Here is a 17196-nt window from a genome sequence, read left to right as displayed (position 1 = left end):
CGGCTACTGCTGGCTGAAGTCCACCACCGGCCGCACCTCGATGCTGCCGGTGCGGGCCGACGGGATCCGGGAGGCGATCTGGATGGCTTCGTTCAGGTCGCGGGCCTCGACCAGGTAGAAGCCGCCGAGCTGCTCCTTGGTCTCGGCGAAGGGGCCGTCGGTGGTGGACACCTGGTCGCCCCGGACCCGCACGGTGGTGGCCGTGTGGACGGGGTGGAGCGCCTCCCCAGCCACGTAGTGGCCACTGCCGCGGATCCCCTCGGTGAAGGCGAAGTACTCGCCCATGAAGGCGTCGGACTCGTCCTTGGGCATCTCGGCCAGCTTCTTCTCCTCGTCGTAGATCAGGCACAGGTACCGCATGACTCCCTCCGGATCGGGGGTGGAACGTCGTGGACGCCAGGTAGTCGTTCGGGGGAGCCCGGAATCGACAGGTGCCCGTTTCGGCCGCGTCGGGACGCCTCAGATCGGGAGCCGGACCTCGTCGCGGAGCGGCCGGCCCTCACTCCGAGCGGTACGGCACCTCGACGACCATCCCGTCGTGGGCGGACACCGTCTCGGGGAAGACGGCGCGGGCCTCCTTCTCCAGCAGGCGCGGGTCGTCGGCGTAGCGGGGGGAGAAGTGGGTGAGGACCAGGCGCAGCACCCCGGCGTCGGCGGCGACGCTCGCGGCCTCGCGGGCGGTGGAGTGGCCGGTGGCGACGGCGCGGTCGGCCTCGTCGTCGCCGAAGGTGGCCTCGTGGATCAGCAGGTCGGCGCCGGCGGCGATCTCGCGCGTGGCGGCGCAGGGGCGGGTGTCGCCGGAGTACACCACCTTCCGCCCCGGGCGCGGAGGGCCGACCAGCTCCTCGGGGCGGACCACGCGGCCGTCCACCTCCACCGGCTGGCCGTGGTGCAGCTTCCCCCAGAGCGGGCCCTCGGGGATGCCCAGCTCGCGCGCTCGGGCGGGGTCGAAGCGCCCCAGCCGCTCGTGCTCCACCAGGGCGTAGCCCAGCGCCCGCCCGCCGTGCTGCACCTTGAACGGCACCACGTCGTAGGCGCCCCGCCGCACCGCCTCGCCGGGCTCCAGGGTGCGGATGTTGACCTCGAAGGGGACGCGCTCCACGCCGAGCTCCACCGCCTGGCGGAGGATGACGTCGCCGCCGCGCGGCGCCCACAGGTCCACCGGCTCCTCGCGCGCCTGCAGCCCCAGCGTGCGCAGGAGCCCGATGACGCCCAGGAAGTGGTCGGCGTGCAGGTGGGTGAAGAAGATGTCGCTGAAGCTGAAGCCGGTGCCGAAGCGCATCATCTGCCGCTGCGTCCCCTCGCCGCAGTCGAACATCATCACGTCGCCCTCGCGCTGGACGAGGAGCGAGGAGACGTTGCGGCCGACGGTCGGGCGGGCGGCGGCGGTGCCGAGGAACGTGATCCTCATCGCGCCGCAGTCTTCGCTGGCGAGTGCCCAGTGCCCAGTGCCCAGTGCCCAGTGAACAACCCTGCAGGTCCTGGGCACTGGGCACTGGGCACTTGGAACTTCTTTTCGATCATGCCGTCACCACCTCGACGTTCAGGAACGGCTCGATCTCGGCCCGCGGGATCAGCGCGGGCCAGTACGCCACGATCTCCTGCACCTTCGGGCGGCCGCCCGCGAAGCCCGTCACCGAGGGGGGGCCGGCCAGCACCAGGGGGGCGATCTCCTTGGTGAACCTGTCGACCGCGGCGAAGTCGGGGCCGCGCACGCTCCAGCGCACCGTCACCTCGGCCAGGTCGGCGGGCGGCGGGCCGGCCAGGGGGCCGTGGGTGGCGTTCCACCCCACGTACTCGGTGAGCACCTCGTCGAACTCGAGCCCCAGGCGGTCCAGCCGCTCGCGCAGCACCCGGTCGGCGGCCTGCGCCTTCTCCACGGCGTCGGGCCAGGCGTAGACCAGCGTGCCGCTGGCCTTGTAGCCGTCGGAGTACGAGACGCTCACCTTCAGGAACTGCGTGGGCGCGGCGCCGCGCACGCCGTGCACGCGGACCCGGTCCGGCCCGGCGTCCTCCAGCCGGATGGTGGTGAAGTCGGCGATGCAGTCGGGGGTGATGTAGCTCCGCGGGTCGCCCATCTCGTAGACGAGCTGCTCCTTCACCGTCTGCACCGTCACGCGCCCGCCGGTGCCCTCGTGCTTGGTGACCACGAACGAGCCGTCCGGCGCCGCCTCGATGATCGGGTAGCCGACGTTCGCCAGGTCGGGGATCTCGCGCCAGCTCCACAGGCAGTTGCCGCCCGAGGCCTGCGCGCCGCACTCGTTGATGTGCCCGGCCACCACGCCCGCCGCGATCCGGTCGTGGTCGTCCAGCCCCCAGCCGAAGGCGTGGATCATCGGCGCGTAGGTGAGCGCCGTGTCGGTGGAGCGGCCCGTGATCACCACGTGCGCGTCCTGCGCGAGCGCGGCCACGATCGGCCGGGCGCCGATGTAGGCGTTGGCGCTCTGCACGCGGCCCAGCACGGTGGAGAGCGGCTCGCCCGTCTCCATGTTCCTGAGCTCCACGCCGCGCGCCAGCAGGTCCGGCAGGCGCTCCAGGATGTCGTCGCCGCTGATCATCCCGATGCGGGCGCGGCCCGCGAGCCCCGCCTTGCGCGCCTCCTCGAGCACCGCGTCGCGGCAGCCGGGGGGGTTCACGCCCCCGGCGTTGGCCACCACGCGGATGCCGCGCTCCACCACGGCGGGGAGGATCTCGCCCATCAGCGGCACGAAGTCGCGCGCGTAGCCCAGGGAGGGGTTCCGCGAGCGCTGCTTCTGCATGATCGACATGGTGACCTCGGCCAGGTAGTCGAGCATCAGGTAGTCGATCGGGCCGCCCTCCACCTGCTGGCGCGGGGCGTCGAGCTGGTCGCCCCAGAACCCCTGCCCCGAGGCGATGCGGATCTTGTCTCTCATCCGGCTCCGTGTCGTTTGGTCAGACCAGGCCCGTCCTCAGCAATTCGAGGTGCCGCTCGCGCAGCACCTCGTCTCGAGCCGCACAGCATCGAATGGACCGGCGTGAAGGCTATGCGCACCCGGTCAGCGCCTCGGCCGCCCACGGCCGAGCACGTCGTCCACTTGGATCTCGCTGCCGCCGAGGGCAGGCGAGTGCCACCAATCCCCGCGCCTGAACTCACGGACGGAGCCGAACTGCCCTCCAATCGGCACGAGAGAGACCACAATCACGTCCCGCGTGAGGTCAACAAGCCAGAGTTCTGGGATACCCGCTGCGGCATATCGCTCAGTTTTGGCAGTGCGGTCGAACAGGACTGACGTGTCCGCCACCTCGACCAGCAGGAGCACGTCCGCCGCTACCGGATGCGAGTCTTCGTACTCGTCGTCCCGCGCGCGAACGACCGCCAGATCGGGTTGCGGGTCCTCACCCTCATCCACGTGGACGGGATCCTGGACGCGTACGATGTGGTCACCCGCACGGGCAATGAGCATTCGCGCCAGCCGGCTCACGCACGACGCGTGACGGCTTCCGACCGGGGTCATCTCGATGATCTCACCGTCGAACAGTTCGACACGGTCGTCCTCGGACAGGATTCCAGCTTCCGCGAGACGGTGGAAGTCGGCAGACGTGAACCGGAAGGGACGCGTCCCGCTGACCACGACCCCATCGATCAGCTCGGTCCCGTGCTCCGGGAGCACACCGATCTCCGTCATGCGAACGTACTGGTCCACGCTGAACCGATGCGGCTGTACGAACTGAACAGCCATGGTTTCCTCCTCGACTACAGGGTCCGGCTTGAAAACGATGCGCACCCGGGTCAGCCGCGCGCCGCCGGCCCCAGCACATCCTCCACACGCACCTCTCGTCCACCCAGCGCGGGAGAGGTCCACGCTTGACCACGCCGATAGTCGTGCACGTCCGTGTATCGGCCCGATTCGGGGGAGCGGAACACGACGACCGCGTCCCGCGTGAGATCGACCAGCCAGAACTCCCCGATCCCGGCCCGGGCGTACATCTCACTCTTGACGTTGCGGTCGTACAGCACCGTGGTGTCCGAGACCTCGATCAGCAGCAGCGTGTCCGCCGGCGTGGGATGCGCCTGTACGTACAGGTCGTCCCGCCAGCGCACGACGGCGACGTCTGGATACGGCTCCTGGGACTCGAGGGGGATCGGCATTTGACCCCGGATGAGAACGTCGGTCCCGAGCAGCTTCTCCAGCCAGATCTCGAGCCACTTGGCACACGCGGCGTGACGCGGACCGACCGGGGTCATCTCGACGATCTCCCCGTTGATGAGCTCGACGCGATCTTCCGGAGACAGGATGCCCGTCTCCGCCATGCGGTGGAACTCGTCGACGGTGAAGCGATGGTGCCGGGCGTGCTGGACGGACATGCTCGCCTCCTCACGTCAGGTGCGGCGGCAGGACGAAGGCGCCAGGTGCGGGCCCGGATTGCCACAGGTCAAGCACACGCCTTTAACCTCCGGCTGGATGCGGCCGCAGCACGTCTTCCACGCGAACCTCACGCCCACCCAGCGCCGGCGAGATCCACGCCTCTCCGTATCCATACTCCTCGACTTCCACATACTCGCCGCCCTGCGGAGACTGGTGCACCGCGACCGTGTTGCGGGGGAGGTCCACGACCCAGTACTCGGGGATCCCCGCGCGCGCGTACATTCGGCTCTTGACGTTGCGGTCGTAGAGTACCGTGGCATCGGCCACCTCTACGACCAGCAGACAGTCCGCGGGAGTCGGAAGACCACCCGCATACCCCTCCGCGCGGCGGCGGAGAAGCGCTACGTCCGGGTGAGGATGGGAGCCCTCGAGGACGAGCGGATTCTGCACCGAGATCCTGATCTCCTTCCCGACGACCTCGCGAAAGAAGTCGTCGAGGTCCATCACACACGAAACGTGTCGGCTCCCCACCGGCGTCATTTCAACGATCTCTCCCTCAATCAGCTCGACACGGTCTTCCGGCGACAGGATGCCTGTCTCCCCCATCCGCTGGAACTCCTCCACCGTGAACCGGTGGGGCATGGCGAATTGCACGGCCATGATCCCTCCTCAGGTCAGGTGCGGCGGCAGGACGAAGGCGCCCAGGTGCGGGCCCGGGTTGTTGATGGCGGTGCGCAGCGCCAGCGACAGCGCGGCGCGCGTCTCCTCGGGGAGCACCACCGCGTCCACGAAGCCGCGCGCGGCGGCGTAGCGCGCGTCGAGCTGGCGGTCGTAGTCGGCGCGCACGGCGTCGATCTTCGCCTGCAGCTCAGCGTCGGGCTGCTTCCCCGCCTTCTTCAGCTCGTCGAGCTGCGCGCTGAAGAGCGCCATCACCGCGCTGTCGCCCTCCATCACCCCCATCCGCCCCGTGGGCCAGGTGAAGATGAAGTCGGGGTCGAAGCCCTGCCCCGCCATGGCGTAGTAGCCCGCCCCCGAGGCGTGGTTCACCGTCAGCACGATCTTCGGCACCGTCGCCGTGGCCATCGCCTCCACGAAGCGGGCGCCGGCGCGGATGATCCCCGAGTGCTCGGCCTCGGTGCCCACCATGAAGCCCGACACGTCCTGCACGAACAGCAGCGGCGTGCCGTGGCGGCTCATGGTCTCGATGAAGTACGCCACCTTGTCGGCGCTGTCGGCGTAGACGATGCCCCCGAACTTGGGCGGCCCCCCGTGCGGGTCCTTCAGCATCCCCCGCGCGTTGGCGATCACGCCGACGGGGATGCCGCCGACCCGGGCGGTGCCGCAGATCATCTCCGGGGCGTGGTCGGCCTGGAACTCGTCCAGGTCGCCCGCGTCCAGGATGCACGAGAGGAGCGCGCGGGTGTCGTACGGCTGCCGGTGGTCTTCCGGGAGGATCTGGTAGAGGTCCGTCTCGGGCCGGAGCGGCGACACCGGCTCGTCCACGTTCAGCGCGGTGGGGTGGCGCGGCAGCTCGCGCACCAGGTCGCGGATCTTCGAGATGCAGGCGCGGTCGTCGGCGACGCGGTAGTGGGCCACGCCGCTGATGGCGTTGTGCGTCCAGGCGCCGCCCAGCGTCTCGGCGTCGGTGGTCTGCCCGGTGGCGCCCTTCACCAGGTTGGGCCCGCCGAGGCCCATGAAGCTGGTGCCCTCCACCATCAGGATCACGTCGGAGAGCGCCGGCAGGTACGCCCCGCCGGCGATGCACGGCCCCATCACCGCGGCGATCTGCGGCACCTTCAGGTAGCGCCGCATGATGGAGTTGTAGTAGAAGATGCGGCTGGCGCCGTACTGCCCGGGGAAGACGCCGCCCTGGTACGGCAGGTTCACCCCCGCGCTGTCGACCAGGTACACGATCGGCACCCGGCAGCGCATGGCCGCTTCCTGCGCCCGGAGCATCTTGGTGATGGTCTCGGGCCACCACGAGCCCGCCTTCACGGTGGCGTCGTTGGCGACCACCACCACCTCGCGCCCCGCCACGGTGCCGATCCCGGTGACCACCCCGGCGGCCGGCGCCTGCCCGTCGTACCGGTCGTAGGCCACCAGGAGGCCGATCTCCTGGAAGCGGGTGCGCGGGTCCAGCAGCAGCCCGATGCGCTCGCGCGCGGTGAGCTTGCCGTCGGCGTGCTGCTTCTCGATGCGCTTCGGTCCGCCGCCCTGGCGCAGGCGCGCCTCCAGCTCGGCCACCTCGCGGGCGAGCACGCGGGCGCGGGACTCCGCGGGCGCGGCGGCCTGGGGCGGGGGGGCGGTCGTGCTCACCGCTCCACCATCTCGCGGTCGCGGCCGTGCTCGGCGAACCAGGAGCGGATGTACTCCACGGCGGCCGACGTCGGGGTGCCGGGGCCGAAGAGCCGGCCGATCCCCTGCGCCTCCAGCGCCCGCATGTCTTCCTCGGGGATGATCCCGCCGCCGGTGATCAGGATGTGGTCGGCGCCCTCGGCCTCCAGCAGCTCCTTCACGCGAGGGAAGAGCGTCATGTGCGCGCCGGAGAGGATGGACATGGCCACCACGTCCACGTCTTCCTGGATGGCGGCGTTGACCACCATCTCGGGCGTCTGGTGGAGCCCCGTGTAGATGACCTCCATCCCGGCGTCGCGCAGCGCGGCGGCGATCACCTTGGCGCCGCGGTCGTGGCCGTCCAGCCCGGGCTTGGCGACCAGCACCCGGATCTTCCGTTCAGGCATGTGCTTCCGTGCTTCGATGATGGGAAACCGCACATAAGGCGAAGACGGCGAAACATAGACGCCGCGCTGGCCTGCGGCAAGCGAGGTGCCGGGAGGGTGAGGTGGGGGACCGGGCGAATGAATTCGCGGCAATAACCACACGAAGTCCGCCTTCGCGGACTCCCGGCTCCTGCACGTGTTCAGGTGCCCGCGCGCGGAGCCGGCCATGCGGGCGAGGCTGACTGCGATCCGTACGCGCAGGCGACCGGTCGCTCAGGGATGCCGGTCGACGAAGTCGCTGATGATCTCGCCGACTGCGTGCAGGTTCGCGTCGGCGTCGGGATCGTCCACGTTCGGGATGCGGGCGAGGATCGCGGCCAGGTCGGCCTGCATCGCCTCGTACGCGGCGTCGGCTTCCTCGCGCGTGGAGAAGAAGCGGGTGTGCACCATCCAGCCGTAGACGCCGCAGGTGATGGAAAACGGGGCGATGCCGCCGCCTTCCTCCAGCGTGATCCGCGCGCCTAGGCCGTGCTCGTCGTCGCGGACGATCACGCCGTCCTCGCTGCCGCCGGTGCCGAGGGTCGCGCCGTCGTCGACGGGATACCAGCTCATCGTGGACTCAGTCACCCCGCCGGCAGACGACGATCAGGTCTTCGGAGGTGTGGACGAAGGGGGCCAGCTCCCAGTCGCCGTACCAGTCGACCGGGACGAGGCCGGCGGCGCGCAGGAGGCGGTCCCACTCGGTGGCGGTGCGGATGCGCAGCTCGTGGTACTTCTCGCCGGTCCGCTTCCCCTTGCTCCAGCGCGTCCACTCGCGGCTGACGCCCTCCACCGCGTCGAACTCGCGCTCCACCCACACCGTGGCGCCGCCCTCCGTCTCCCACCAGTCGCGCTCGGCGAAGCCGCCCACGATGTGGTCGCGGTGCATGGTCTCCAGCACGAAGCAGCCCTCCGGCCCGAGCGCGGCGCGCGCGCCCCGCAGCACGCGCAGGTCCTCCTCGTCCGAGAGCCAGTAGCCGAGCGACGAGTAGAGCGAGAGCACCGCGTCGAAGCGCCCCGTCCACGGCACCTCGCGCATGTCGCCGCGCACGAAGTCGACCGCCACGTCCGCGGCTTCCGCGCGCTTCCTCGCCCGCGCCAGCAGCGTCTCGGACCGGTCGAGCCCCGTCACCCGGCAGCCGGCGCGGGCCAGGGCGACGGAGTGCCGCCCCCAGCCGCAGGCCAGGTCGAGCACCTCCGCGCCGGGCGGCAGGGAGACCATCTCCCTCAAGCCCGCGACCTCGCGCTCGGTGCGCTCGGGCGTCAGGAAGTCGCGGTAGATCTCGACGAACGTCTCGTCGAAGTAGTCCTCCCACCAGCCGCCCTTCGCCCGGCTCACGCGGCCTCCGCCGTGTCGGTCCTGGTCCGCTCGATCCCGTGCTCGCGCATCCGCCGTCACGGGAGCTCCGTGGGAGGGGCGGGCGCCCTGCCGTCGGGGCGGGGGCCGTCGGAGTCGGGAGACCGGAACGTCACCCGCTTGAAGAAGGCGTCCGGGCGGACGCGCTCGCGCAGCTCGGGGAGGAGGGTCTCCGCGCGGCCGCGGTCCCGGTACGGGCCGGCGACCACCGCCAGCCAGTCGTCGCTCAGCTCGGGATAGACCAGGCTGTTCGCCACCCCCACCTGGTAGCCCTGGCCCCGCAGCCGCTCCGCCATCTCCGCCGCCTCGCCGTGCTGCGCCGGGGCGAAGGAGGCCAGCACCACCACGTAGAGCGCGTCACCCCGGACGGAGCCCAGTACGCGCTCCACCCGCTCCGCCTCGTCGCGCGCGATCCGCCGCATCACCACCGGCTCGGTGAGCAGGACCTCGGCATCCGGCGGCGCGTCGGGCCTCACGCGGCCGGGCGCACCCCGCACGTCGCCGTTCATCGCCACCCACAGCGCGCCCCCCGCCGCGCCGAAGAGGAGCAGCGTCAGAAGCCACGCCACGAACCCCGACCGCCTCCGCGGCCGCTGCCCTTCCCCGCACGGCTGCGCCCCGTCCTGCGCCTGCGGAGGCGCCGCCGGACCCGCGGCCGGGCCGTGGGCGGGCTGCGCGAGCACGGGCGGGGGGACGGGGACCGAGAACGCCGGCGCGGAGGGCGGCGTCGCCGAGGCGGACGAGCGCGGCTCGCGGACGCCCGGCCGTGGCGGCGGCATGGCCACGGTGCGCTCGTCCGCGCCGGTTGCGCCGCCGGCCGCGCCGACCGCGGCGGGCCGCGCGCCGGTGAGGCCGGAAAGGGTGACGTGCCCCTTCGTCATCGCGCGGTCGAGCGCGGTGAGCAGGCGGTTGGCGTCGGTGAAGCGGCGCGAGGGCTCGCGCAGGAGGCCCTTGAGCAGCACGGCGGCCACCGCGGCGGGAAGCTCCGGCCGCATCGAGTTCACCTCGCCCACCCAGCGCGAGGCCACCGCGTCGTCGGGCGCGGTGTTCACCCCCTCGGGGTAGCGCCCGCTCAGCATCTCCAGCGCGGAGAGGGAGAGCGAGTAGACGTCGCACGCCGGGGTGAGCGCCTCGCCGCGGAACTGCTCGGGGGCGGCGTAGCGCGGGGTGTGCGGCGACAGCGCCTGCGTGAGCTGCGCCTGCGTCTCGGTGGAGGGCGGCAGCTGCGCGATCCCGAAGTCCAGGACCTTCACCTCCCACCCGCCCTGCGGGTCCGAGACCAGGAAGAGGTTGCGCGGCTTGATGTCGCGGTGCACCAGCCCCGCGCGGTGCCCGGCCGCCACCCCCATCGCCGCCTCGCGGTAGATCTCCAGCGCCTCGTCCACCGGCAGCGGCCCGCGCTCGCGCGCGACGCGGCCGGCCACGTCCTCGCCGGGGAGGTACTCCATCACCAGGAAGTCCAGCCCCAGCGCCGGGTCGGTGCCGAAGTCGTGCACCGTCACCACGTTCGGGTGCCGCAGCGCCGCCGCCGCCCTCGCCTCGCGGTGGAAGCGCTGACGCAGCACCGCCGCCTCGTCGGGGTCGCCCGGCGCCAGCGTCAGCACCTTGATCGCCACCTGGCGCCCCAGCCGCTCGTCCGTGGCCCGGCACACCGCGCCCATCCCGCCCGTGCCGATCACAGCGTGGACGTGGTAGCGGTCGCAGAGCCTGCGGCCCATCAGCAGGGCGAGGATGCCGGACACTGGCCGAAGTGCGAAAGTGCGTGAGTGCGAAAGTGCGAAAGTTCTGCCTGCGAGGAAGCTAGCAGCGAAGGGCGGGCCAAAAAAGCCGGGGCCGGGGAAGCGTCCCCCCGGCCCCGTCGTCTGATCGTTGCGCCTTCTCGTAACAGCCAATAGGTCAGAGATCACGAACCAAAGCAGGTCCGCGGGACTTTTTCGCCGGCACAAGGGTTCGGACCATCGCCCCCATGCGTCGGAACAGCGAGCGCCGGGCACGCAATCTCGTGAATGCGTATGCGGGCTCCTCGGGGAGCTCTTGCGTGGCGAGGATCACCGGATAGCCGGCCGCCCGCAGCCGCTCGGCCCACTCCGAATCTGCCGCTCCGTCGCAAGCATGAAGAACCCTCCGAAAGAACGGATGATCGACGACACGATACGCTAAGCGATGACGACGGCCCGTCAAGGCCGCGAGGGGCGGAGGCGGCCGCCGTCGCCGTCTTCGTCGCCACCGGTGCCGTGGCCGCCCACCTCGCCGGTGCCGCCCAGCAGGCTGGCCTCGCGCTCCCAGGGGCGCGCGCGGTAGGGGAGGAACTGCTGGAAGGCGCCGAGCGCCGGCACGTTCAGCCCCAGGTCCACGTGCCGGCCGAGGGCGCGGCCCAGGCGGCTCCGGCCCAGGAGCGCCCGCTCGGCCGGCTCGCTCCAGAAGAGGAACGCCTGGTCGTGCTGGATCACGTGCACCCGCTCGTGCGCCAGCACCTGGGCGCGGCGGCCGGGCGCCGCCAGCACGCGGCCGTCCTCGGCGCGGTAGCTGATCACCCCCGCCACGTGCTCGCCCTGCCACTGGTCGCCGTGGTACGGCAGCGTGCGGCGGAAGATCGGCGCCCCCGCCGACAGGCTCTCCCCCCAGTCCAGCTCCGTCCCCGGGGCCGCGGCCACCAGCGCCAGCGCGGCGGCCGAGGCGAAGTCCAGCTTGGGGCGCACGCGCGGGCCCGGGCCGCGCTCGACGTACAGCCGCACCGGGCCCACGGGGAGCACCACGCGCTCCAGCGGCGCCCGCCCGGCGGACGCGTTCCACACCACCGACGAGCCCACCGCCGCCACCTCGCGCCCCAGGAGCCCCGCGCCGCCCCACGGCTCCGCGGCCACGCGTTTTCCCGCGTACACCAGCGCGCCGCCCGCCGCGCCCGCCAGGAACCCCTCGCGGAACGAGCCGCCGCGCGCCCGGCGCAGGAGCCCCGCCGTCACCCCGCCCAGCGCCGAGTTGATCGCCGCCGTCTGCACCTCGCCCGCGAAGCTGAGCCTCGCCTCCGGCTCCGGGCAGGGGACGGCGCCCCAGCACTGGGCGGACGCGCGCCCCGACATCAGGGCGCAGAGGAGCAGGGCGGGAACGGCGGCGCGGCGGAAGCGGCTCATCGGGTCCTCCCCGGCGGAGGGTTCGGGAGCACGGCGGGACATCTCCACACAACGCGCGAAGGCCGCCCGGCGTGACTTCGCACTGCGGTTTCGGGCGTGTCCCTCCGCTGCGCTCCGGGCCGGGCTGCGCGCGCGGTAAGGCAGCAAACAACGCTGCCTAACCGCGCCGGGCCACGGTCGCGCCAAACCCCACGGCGCGCCCGCGTCCCGGCCCTCCGGGCGCGCATCCCTCACGCGGGGTTTCGTCGCGCGAAGCGCCGAGGTGTTTCCCCTCTCCCGCGGTCTGGGAGAGGGGAGCGCGGCCCCTGGTCGTGAGGAACGAACGACCGGGGCCGCGCGGGGGAGAGGGCCCCTCCGCCCCGGGATCGTGGACAAACGGGCCGTTCCTCGCGAGATTGGTCGGACCGCGGTCCGGACCCCTTCCCTCGCCCGATCCCCACTCGACCAGAGGAACGATGATCGACCAGTCGAACGCCTACTACGCCCCGGCGAGCGTCAGCGCGCTCGGCACCCAGGCGCGCGCGGCCTTCATCCAGAAGACGTACCTGCACCTGCTGGGCGCCATCCTGGCCTTCACCTTCGTCGAGCTCGTCCTCTTCGCGAGCGGGGCGGCGTACCCGATGGCCCGGGCGATGCTCGGCGTGAGCTGGCTGTTCGTGCTGGGCGGCTTCGTGGTCGCCGGGTGGCTGTTCAGCAGCATGGCGCACAAGGCCCAGACGCTCCCCGCGCAGTACGCCGCGCTCGCGGGCTACGTCCTGGTCGAGGCCGTCGTCTTCGTCCCCCTGCTGGTGATGGCCAACTTCACGGCGCCCGGCGCCATCCAGAGCGCCGCGCTGGCCACACTGCTGGGCTTCACCGGCCTCACCACGGTGGTGCTGATGACCAGGAAGGACTTCTCCTTCCTGGGCTCCGTCCTGCGCTGGGCGGGCGTGGTGGCGCTGGTGCTGATCGTCTGCGGCGTGGTCTTCGGCTTCCAGCTCGGCACCTTCTTCTCGGTGGCGATGATCGCGCTGGCCGGCGCCGCCATCCTGTTCGACACCTCGAACGTGCTGCACCACTACCCCGAGGACCGCTACGTGGGCGCGGCGCTCTCGCTGTTCGCCTCGGTGGCCCTGATGTTCTGGTACGTGCTGCGGCTGTTCATGTCGCGCGACTGACGCCGCGGCCGGACCGGCGCACCACCCGGGCGCGGACGGCGCGCGGTCCGGCCGGGACGGCCGCCCGCACCCGTCCGCGCCCGGCTTTTCGGACCCCGAGGCCTCGACCTCCCCACAGCCGACATCACGCGATGCCGAACGGCAAGCCGGGCGACCATCCGCTGACCGACATCGTCGTACACGGCTGGCGCGTGTACTCGGAGCGGGCCGACGCGCTGGTGCGCGAGATCGACGCCCTGGGCGGGGGCGACGAGCTCGCCCCGCTCCTCTTAACCGAGTACAACCAGTTCGACAATCCCGACGTGCGCAGGCTGGAGCGCGTGCTGGGCGAGATGCGGGACCGCCTGCGCGGGGCGAAAGAAGCGCGCGGCCGCGAGCCGGGCCCGGGGAGCGGCGAGCGATGACGTCACCGCGCCGGCTGGCGCTCGACTGGCGGCCGATCCTGCTGGAGGCCTTCTTCGTGGTGCTGGGCGTGGTGCTGGCGCTCGCCGCCAACGAGTGGCGCCAGGGCGCGGTCAACCGGCGCGAGGCGGCCACCGCGCTCGCCGGCGTGCGCGAGGAGCTGGCCGCCAACCGGCGCGCCGTGCTGGAGTCGGCCGAGTACCACCTGCGCCTGGGCGACACGCTCACCGCGCTGGTGCGCTCGGCGCGCCCGGGCGGCCCGCCGGGCGCGGTGCCGGACCCGCGCCTCTTCGACCGGGGCTTCGTCCACCCGGCGCAGCTGCTGAGCACCGCCTGGGACGCCGCCAGCGCCACCGACGTGGTGCGGCACATGGACTACGGCGACGTGCTGACGATCGCGCGCATCTACGAGGAGCAGCGGGACTACGCCCGGCAGTCGGAAGTGGTGGGCGGGCTCATCTACACGGGGCTGTTGAACCAGGGCTTCGGCGGGATGCTCCGCAACTACCCGAACCTGAACACCATCATCGGCACCTTCTGGTACCGCGAGTGCCAGCTCCTGCGCAGGTACGACGAGGTGCTGGCGCGCCTGGACGGCCCTCCGGCGGACGCGCCCCGCCTCCCCGAGCGCTGCCGGCGCCTCGGCGGGCGCTGACACCGGAACTGAAAACTTCAGGCCTCACGCAGGAATCAGCAGAGTCAGCAGAGTCAGCAGAGTCAGCGGAGAACACCTCCGCTGACTCTGCTGACTCTGCGTAATATCAGAATGACAGCTTTGTACGAAGTGGTCCGACGACCTCCTACCCGCCGCTGACGGCCGGGACGATGACGATGGTGCTGAATTCGCCCAGCGGCGTGCGGAGGCCGTCGAGGAAGCGGACGTTGTCGCCGTCCACGAAGACGTTGACGTGCTGGCGCAGCTCGCCGCGCTCGTCCATCACGCGGTCCACCACGCCGGCGTGGCGGCCGGCGAGCGCGCCCAGCGCCTCGCCCACCGTGCCGCACCGCTCTTCGAGCTGCACCTCGGCGCTCCCCCCGGCGTAGGGGAGCAGCGCGCTCGGCAGCGCCACCGTGATCGCCATCTCGGCCTCCTCCTCGTGCCTGCGTCAGGATCTGCCCGCCTCGCCATCCACCAGAACCGTCGAGCAGGTCCCTCGGGATGACATCTTCCGATGTCGACGGTTCGAGGCGGGCCCGGATCAGTGCTCCCCCACCACCGCCGCCCTCACGCACACGATCGGCGGCAGCGCGTCGCTGATCTCCCGCCAGGTATCTCCCCCGTCGGCCGAGCCGTACAGCTTGCCGAGGCGCGTGCCGAAGTAGATCCCGGCCGGGTCGTGGCCGTCGGCCGCCATGGAGTCGCGCAGCACGGTCTCGAACGCGTCGTGCTGCGGCAGGCCCTCGGAGAGCGGCTCCCACGAGGCGCCCGCGTCGCGGGTGCGGTAGACGCGCAGCTTCGCCTCGGGGACACAGCGGAACTCGTCGGACTCCAGCGGGACGATGTAGACGGTGTCGGGGTCGTGCGGGTGCATCTCCATGGCGAACCCGAAGTCGGAGGGGACGCCGTTGGCGATGTCGTGCCAGCTGTCGCCCCAGTCGTCGCTGCGGTAGAGCCCCCAGTGGTTCTGCAGGAAGAGCCGCTCGGGGCGCGCGGGGTGGTGCACCACCTTGTGCACGCACTGCCCGAACTCGGGGTACTTGTCCGGCAGGAACTGAGCCCGGACGCCCACGTTGCGCGCCCGCCAGCTCCGCCCGCCGTCGTCGCTGCGGTAGAAGCCGCCGGTGGAGATCGCCACCCCCATCCGCCGGGGGTCGGACGGGTCGAGCACGATGGTGTGCAGGCACAGCCCGCCGCCGCCCGGCTGCCACTGCGCCCGGTGCTCGTGGCTCAGCAGCCCGTCGACGGGGCTCCACGTCTCGCCCGCGTCGCGCGACTCGAAGAGCGCCGCGGGCTCCACCCCGCAGTACACCACGTCGGGCTCGCCCGGCCGGCCGGGGCGGAGCTGCCAGATGTTCTTCAGCGCCAGCCCCGAGTCTTCCGGGAAGCGCACGTTCTGCCGGTCCGGCGCGCTCCAGGTGGCGCCGAGGTCGTCGCTGGCGCGCACCACGCTCCCCCAGTGGAAGCTCTGCGTCCCCGCCAGCATCCGCCGCCGGCCGCCGCGCTGGTCGAACGCCAGCGAGTACACGGTCTCGCCGCGGAAGTGCGGCCCCTCCATCCGCCACTCCCGGCGGTCGCGGTCGGACCAGAAGAGGAACGCGCCCTTCATGGTGCCCACGAGCAGCAGCGTGTCCCCCGCGGCGGGGGTGGTGGTGCGTTCGAGAGCCATGGGCGTTCTCCGACGGCTGAGGGCTGGGAGGCGGGGGAGTCCAGCGCGTCCAGTCTAATGCCCTCCGCCGCCCCCGCAAGAGCCCGGGACGTCCGCCTGGCGTCCGCCCGTCCCCGCCGCGACGCTGGACACCGCCGCGGCGGACGCGCATCGTAGTCGCGCCGCATCCCGCGCGGGTCCCGAACGTCTCTCCCGGTCCGGAGTCTCCCGATGCCGATCCCCCGCCCCCGCGCCACGCCCGCCCTCGCCGCGCTCGCCCTTGCCGTCGCGGCGCCCGCGGCCGCGCAGGAGGCGCAGCAGCGGCGTCCCCTGGCGGCGCTCGCCTTCATGGCCGGCTGCTGGCGCGGCGGCGCGGGGGTGGACCGGACCGTCGAGGAGCAGTGGACGGCGGCCGACTCGGACGTGATGCTGGCCACCACGCGCTACCTGGACGACGACACCGGCCGCACGCGCGGTTGGGAGTTCAGCCGGATCGTGGCGGACTCGGCGGGGATCGTCCTGCTGCCGGCGCCCCGGGGGAGCCAGCAGGGGAGCTTCCGCCTGGCCGCGTCGGGGGCGGGCGAGGCGCGCTTCGAGGACCCGGCCCACGACTTCCCCAGACGGATCACGTACCGGCGGCTCGGCGCGCGGACGCTGGGGGTCCGCATCGACGGCGGGGAGGGAAGCCGGGAGGGGACGGAGTGGCGGCTGGAGAGCGTCCCCTGCCCCGCGCCGCCGCGCTGAGCCGAGGAGCGATGAGCGACCTGTGGAAGTCGGAGGACGCCGGGGCGTGGGAGGCGGCGCTGGCGCGGTACGAGGAGGTGGTCGAGCGGCAGGGCGTGGCGCGGCTGCCGGAGCTGGACCGCTGGTACCGGGACGAGCTCCCGGCCCGCATCGCCGCGCGCCGGACCCCGCACGTCACCCACGGCGAGCTGGTGAAGCTCACCGAGTGGAAGATGGCCCGCGGCATCTGGCGCCCGCGCAACCTGGCGCTGGTGCGCGGCAACGACCCCGCCCTGGTGGAGCGGACGAGCGCCGCGGCGCTGGCGCAGGTGCCGCACCCCAGCGCTCCCATCGCCGCGCTGGCGAAGCTCGCCGGCGTCGGCCCCGCCACGGCTTCGGCGGTGGCCGCGGCGGCCGCTCCCGAGGTGTACCCGTTCTTCGACGAGCTGGTGGCCGCCCGCGTCCCCGGCCTGGGGCAGGTCTCCTTCACCCCCCGCGAGTACGCCCGCTACGCCGACGCGCTGCGCGAGCGGGCCGCCCGGCTCGGGCCCTCGTGGACCCCGGCGATGGTCGAGCGCGCCCTCTGGGCGGACGTCGGAGGGAAGGCGGGGTCGCGGCGGCGGTAGTCCGCGACGCGTCCGCCGCATGAAAAGACAATTGCTTTTCTCATAGAGCAGAGTCAGCAGAGTCATACCATTTTGCAGAGGATCGTTCGGGATCGAGATCCATAACTGAATGTCTCATACGACCTTCCGAAATCGACTGTGCATTCCATGCCACACGCGAAGTCATCCTGAGGGAGCGTCCGCGCGTAATTCGCTCCCGCACCAATGGTGGGACGCGACCGAAGGATCTACTCCGCGTGTCTGGTGGCCAGATGCAGTGCGCAGAAGCCGGCCTCGCTCTGGGGTGAGTAGATCCTTCGGTCGCCGCCAATCATCGTTGCCGAGGCAGGTCGGCGCAGCGGCTCCCTGCATAGAAACTACCTGGCTCGTGCGCTGTGACGGGCTTCGGTGCTCGCCGCGGGTAGCCC

Annotated in this window: 19 protein-coding genes; 5 read left to right on the top strand and 14 right to left on the bottom strand. The window is 72.1% G+C overall.

What is annotated here, in order from left to right:
* Positions 1 to 3 precede the first annotated feature (3 nt).
* The 12 genes from VF746_06125 to VF746_06070 form a co-directional block, all read right to left on the bottom strand.
* Entirely contained in the window at positions 4 to 360 is a 357-nt protein-coding gene (locus VF746_06125; protein ID HEX8691974.1) for a YciI family protein, read from the bottom strand.
* A gap of 139 nt (positions 361 to 499) precedes the next feature.
* Complete coding sequence (locus tag VF746_06120) at positions 500 to 1411, bottom strand: ribonuclease Z (GenBank protein HEX8691973.1); 912 nt, start codon at positions 1409 to 1411, stop codon at positions 500 to 502.
* 109 nt (positions 1412 to 1520) lie between these two features.
* Positions 1521 to 2894, bottom strand: a complete 1374-nt coding sequence (locus VF746_06115; GenBank protein HEX8691972.1) for an acyclic terpene utilization AtuA family protein — start codon at positions 2892 to 2894, stop codon at positions 1521 to 1523.
* A gap of 123 nt (positions 2895 to 3017) precedes the next feature.
* Positions 3018 to 3746 carry a Uma2 family endonuclease gene (locus tag VF746_06110; GenBank protein HEX8691971.1) on the bottom strand — a complete coding sequence of 243 codons (729 nt, stop codon included), beginning with the start codon at positions 3744 to 3746 and terminating at the stop codon, positions 3018 to 3020.
* Between the two features lie 5 nt (positions 3747 to 3751).
* Complete coding sequence (locus VF746_06105; GenBank protein ID HEX8691970.1) at positions 3752 to 4327, bottom strand: Uma2 family endonuclease; 576 nt, start codon at positions 4325 to 4327, stop codon at positions 3752 to 3754.
* 82 nt (positions 4328 to 4409) lie between these two features.
* Positions 4410 to 4988, bottom strand: coding sequence for a Uma2 family endonuclease (locus VF746_06100; GenBank protein HEX8691969.1), 579 nt, complete (start codon positions 4986 to 4988; stop codon positions 4410 to 4412).
* Positions 4989 to 4997: 9 nt separating this feature from the next.
* Positions 4998 to 6644, bottom strand: coding sequence for an acyl-CoA carboxylase subunit beta (locus tag VF746_06095; GenBank protein ID HEX8691968.1), 1647 nt, complete (start codon positions 6642 to 6644; stop codon positions 4998 to 5000).
* On the bottom strand, positions 6641 to 7069 hold the full coding sequence (locus VF746_06090; protein ID HEX8691967.1) for a cobalamin B12-binding domain-containing protein: 429 nt from the start codon (positions 7067 to 7069) through the stop codon (positions 6641 to 6643). Before VF746_06090 ends, VF746_06095 begins: the two co-directional genes overlap by 4 nt.
* 252 nt (positions 7070 to 7321) lie before the next feature.
* Positions 7322 to 7660: a hypothetical protein gene (locus VF746_06085; GenBank protein ID HEX8691966.1), complete on the bottom strand. Its 339-nt coding sequence runs from the start codon at positions 7658 to 7660 to the stop codon at positions 7322 to 7324.
* Between the two features lie 7 nt (positions 7661 to 7667).
* Positions 7668 to 8426, bottom strand: coding sequence for a methyltransferase domain-containing protein (locus VF746_06080; GenBank protein HEX8691965.1), 759 nt, complete (start codon positions 8424 to 8426; stop codon positions 7668 to 7670).
* A 56-nt stretch (positions 8427 to 8482) separates the two neighbouring features.
* A complete protein-coding gene (locus VF746_06075) occupies positions 8483 to 10186 on the bottom strand; it encodes a serine/threonine-protein kinase (protein HEX8691964.1) in 1704 nt (567 codons plus the stop codon).
* 435 nt (positions 10187 to 10621) lie between these two features.
* Positions 10622 to 11575, bottom strand: coding sequence for a hypothetical protein (locus VF746_06070; GenBank protein HEX8691963.1), 954 nt, complete (start codon positions 11573 to 11575; stop codon positions 10622 to 10624).
* A 455-nt stretch (positions 11576 to 12030) separates the two neighbouring features.
* Here VF746_06070 and VF746_06065 point away from each other — a divergent pair, with 455 nt between their 5' ends.
* The 3 genes from VF746_06065 to VF746_06055 all read left to right on the top strand — a co-directional run bounded on the left by VF746_06065 (position 12031) and on the right by VF746_06055 (position 13789).
* Positions 12031 to 12732: a Bax inhibitor-1 family protein gene (locus tag VF746_06065; protein HEX8691962.1), complete on the top strand. Its 702-nt coding sequence runs from the start codon at positions 12031 to 12033 to the stop codon at positions 12730 to 12732.
* Between the two features lie 131 nt (positions 12733 to 12863).
* Positions 12864 to 13136, top strand: coding sequence for a hypothetical protein (locus VF746_06060; GenBank protein HEX8691961.1), 273 nt, complete (start codon positions 12864 to 12866; stop codon positions 13134 to 13136).
* Positions 13133 to 13789, top strand: a complete 657-nt coding sequence (locus tag VF746_06055; GenBank protein HEX8691960.1) for a hypothetical protein — start codon at positions 13133 to 13135, stop codon at positions 13787 to 13789. Before VF746_06060 ends, VF746_06055 begins: the two co-directional genes overlap by 4 nt.
* A 145-nt stretch (positions 13790 to 13934) precedes the next feature.
* Here the strand turns inward: VF746_06055 and VF746_06050 are convergent, their stop codons facing one another.
* Both VF746_06050 and VF746_06045 read right to left on the bottom strand, forming a co-directional pair.
* Positions 13935 to 14216, bottom strand: coding sequence for a MoaD/ThiS family protein (locus VF746_06050; GenBank protein HEX8691959.1), 282 nt, complete (start codon positions 14214 to 14216; stop codon positions 13935 to 13937).
* A gap of 117 nt (positions 14217 to 14333) precedes the next feature.
* Entirely contained in the window at positions 14334 to 15461 is a 1128-nt protein-coding gene (locus VF746_06045; GenBank protein ID HEX8691958.1) for a hypothetical protein, read from the bottom strand.
* Between the two features lie 210 nt (positions 15462 to 15671).
* On the opposite strand from VF746_06045, the gene VF746_06040 reads away from it, so the two are divergent.
* Both VF746_06040 and VF746_06035 read left to right on the top strand, forming a co-directional pair.
* Positions 15672 to 16184, top strand: coding sequence for a DUF6265 family protein (locus VF746_06040; GenBank protein HEX8691957.1), 513 nt, complete (start codon positions 15672 to 15674; stop codon positions 16182 to 16184).
* A gap of 11 nt (positions 16185 to 16195) precedes the next feature.
* Entirely contained in the window at positions 16196 to 16789 is a 594-nt protein-coding gene (locus VF746_06035) for a hypothetical protein (GenBank protein HEX8691956.1), read from the top strand.
* The last annotated feature ends 407 nt before the right edge of the window (positions 16790 to 17196 follow it).

Origin of the sequence: Longimicrobium sp. (assembly GCA_036389795.1) — a bacterium.
Lineage (GTDB): Bacteria > Gemmatimonadota > Gemmatimonadetes > Longimicrobiales > Longimicrobiaceae > Longimicrobium.
Note: the sequence above shows the minus strand (reverse complement) of the source record. Positions and strands in the feature narration are given on the sequence as shown.

Coding starts and splice junctions, on each gene's coding strand:
- VF746_06125 (HEX8691974.1), bottom strand. CDS start 360: ATGCGGTACCTGTGCCTGATCTACGACGAGGAGAAGAAGCTGGCCGAG.
- VF746_06120 (HEX8691973.1), bottom strand. CDS start 1,411: ATGAGGATCACGTTCCTCGGCACCGCCGCCGCCCGCCCGACCGTCGGC.
- VF746_06115 (HEX8691972.1), bottom strand. CDS start 2,894: ATGAGAGACAAGATCCGCATCGCCTCGGGGCAGGGGTTCTGGGGCGAC.
- VF746_06105 (HEX8691970.1), bottom strand. CDS start 4,327: ATGTCCGTCCAGCACGCCCGGCACCATCGCTTCACCGTCGACGAGTTC.
- VF746_06100 (HEX8691969.1), bottom strand. CDS start 4,988: ATGGCCGTGCAATTCGCCATGCCCCACCGGTTCACGGTGGAGGAGTTC.
- VF746_06090 (HEX8691967.1), bottom strand. CDS start 7,069: ATGCCTGAACGGAAGATCCGGGTGCTGGTCGCCAAGCCCGGGCTGGAC.
- VF746_06085 (HEX8691966.1), bottom strand. CDS start 7,660: ATGAGCTGGTATCCCGTCGACGACGGCGCGACCCTCGGCACCGGCGGC.
- VF746_06070 (HEX8691963.1), bottom strand. CDS start 11,575: ATGAGCCGCTTCCGCCGCGCCGCCGTTCCCGCCCTGCTCCTCTGCGCC.
- VF746_06065 (HEX8691962.1), top strand. CDS start 12,031: ATGATCGACCAGTCGAACGCCTACTACGCCCCGGCGAGCGTCAGCGCG.
- VF746_06060 (HEX8691961.1), top strand. CDS start 12,864: ATGCCGAACGGCAAGCCGGGCGACCATCCGCTGACCGACATCGTCGTA.
- VF746_06055 (HEX8691960.1), top strand. CDS start 13,133: ATGACGTCACCGCGCCGGCTGGCGCTCGACTGGCGGCCGATCCTGCTG.
- VF746_06050 (HEX8691959.1), bottom strand. CDS start 14,216: ATGGCGATCACGGTGGCGCTGCCGAGCGCGCTGCTCCCCTACGCCGGG.
- VF746_06045 (HEX8691958.1), bottom strand. CDS start 15,461: ATGGCTCTCGAACGCACCACCACCCCCGCCGCGGGGGACACGCTGCTG.
- VF746_06040 (HEX8691957.1), top strand. CDS start 15,672: ATGCCGATCCCCCGCCCCCGCGCCACGCCCGCCCTCGCCGCGCTCGCC.
- VF746_06035 (HEX8691956.1), top strand. CDS start 16,196: ATGAGCGACCTGTGGAAGTCGGAGGACGCCGGGGCGTGGGAGGCGGCG.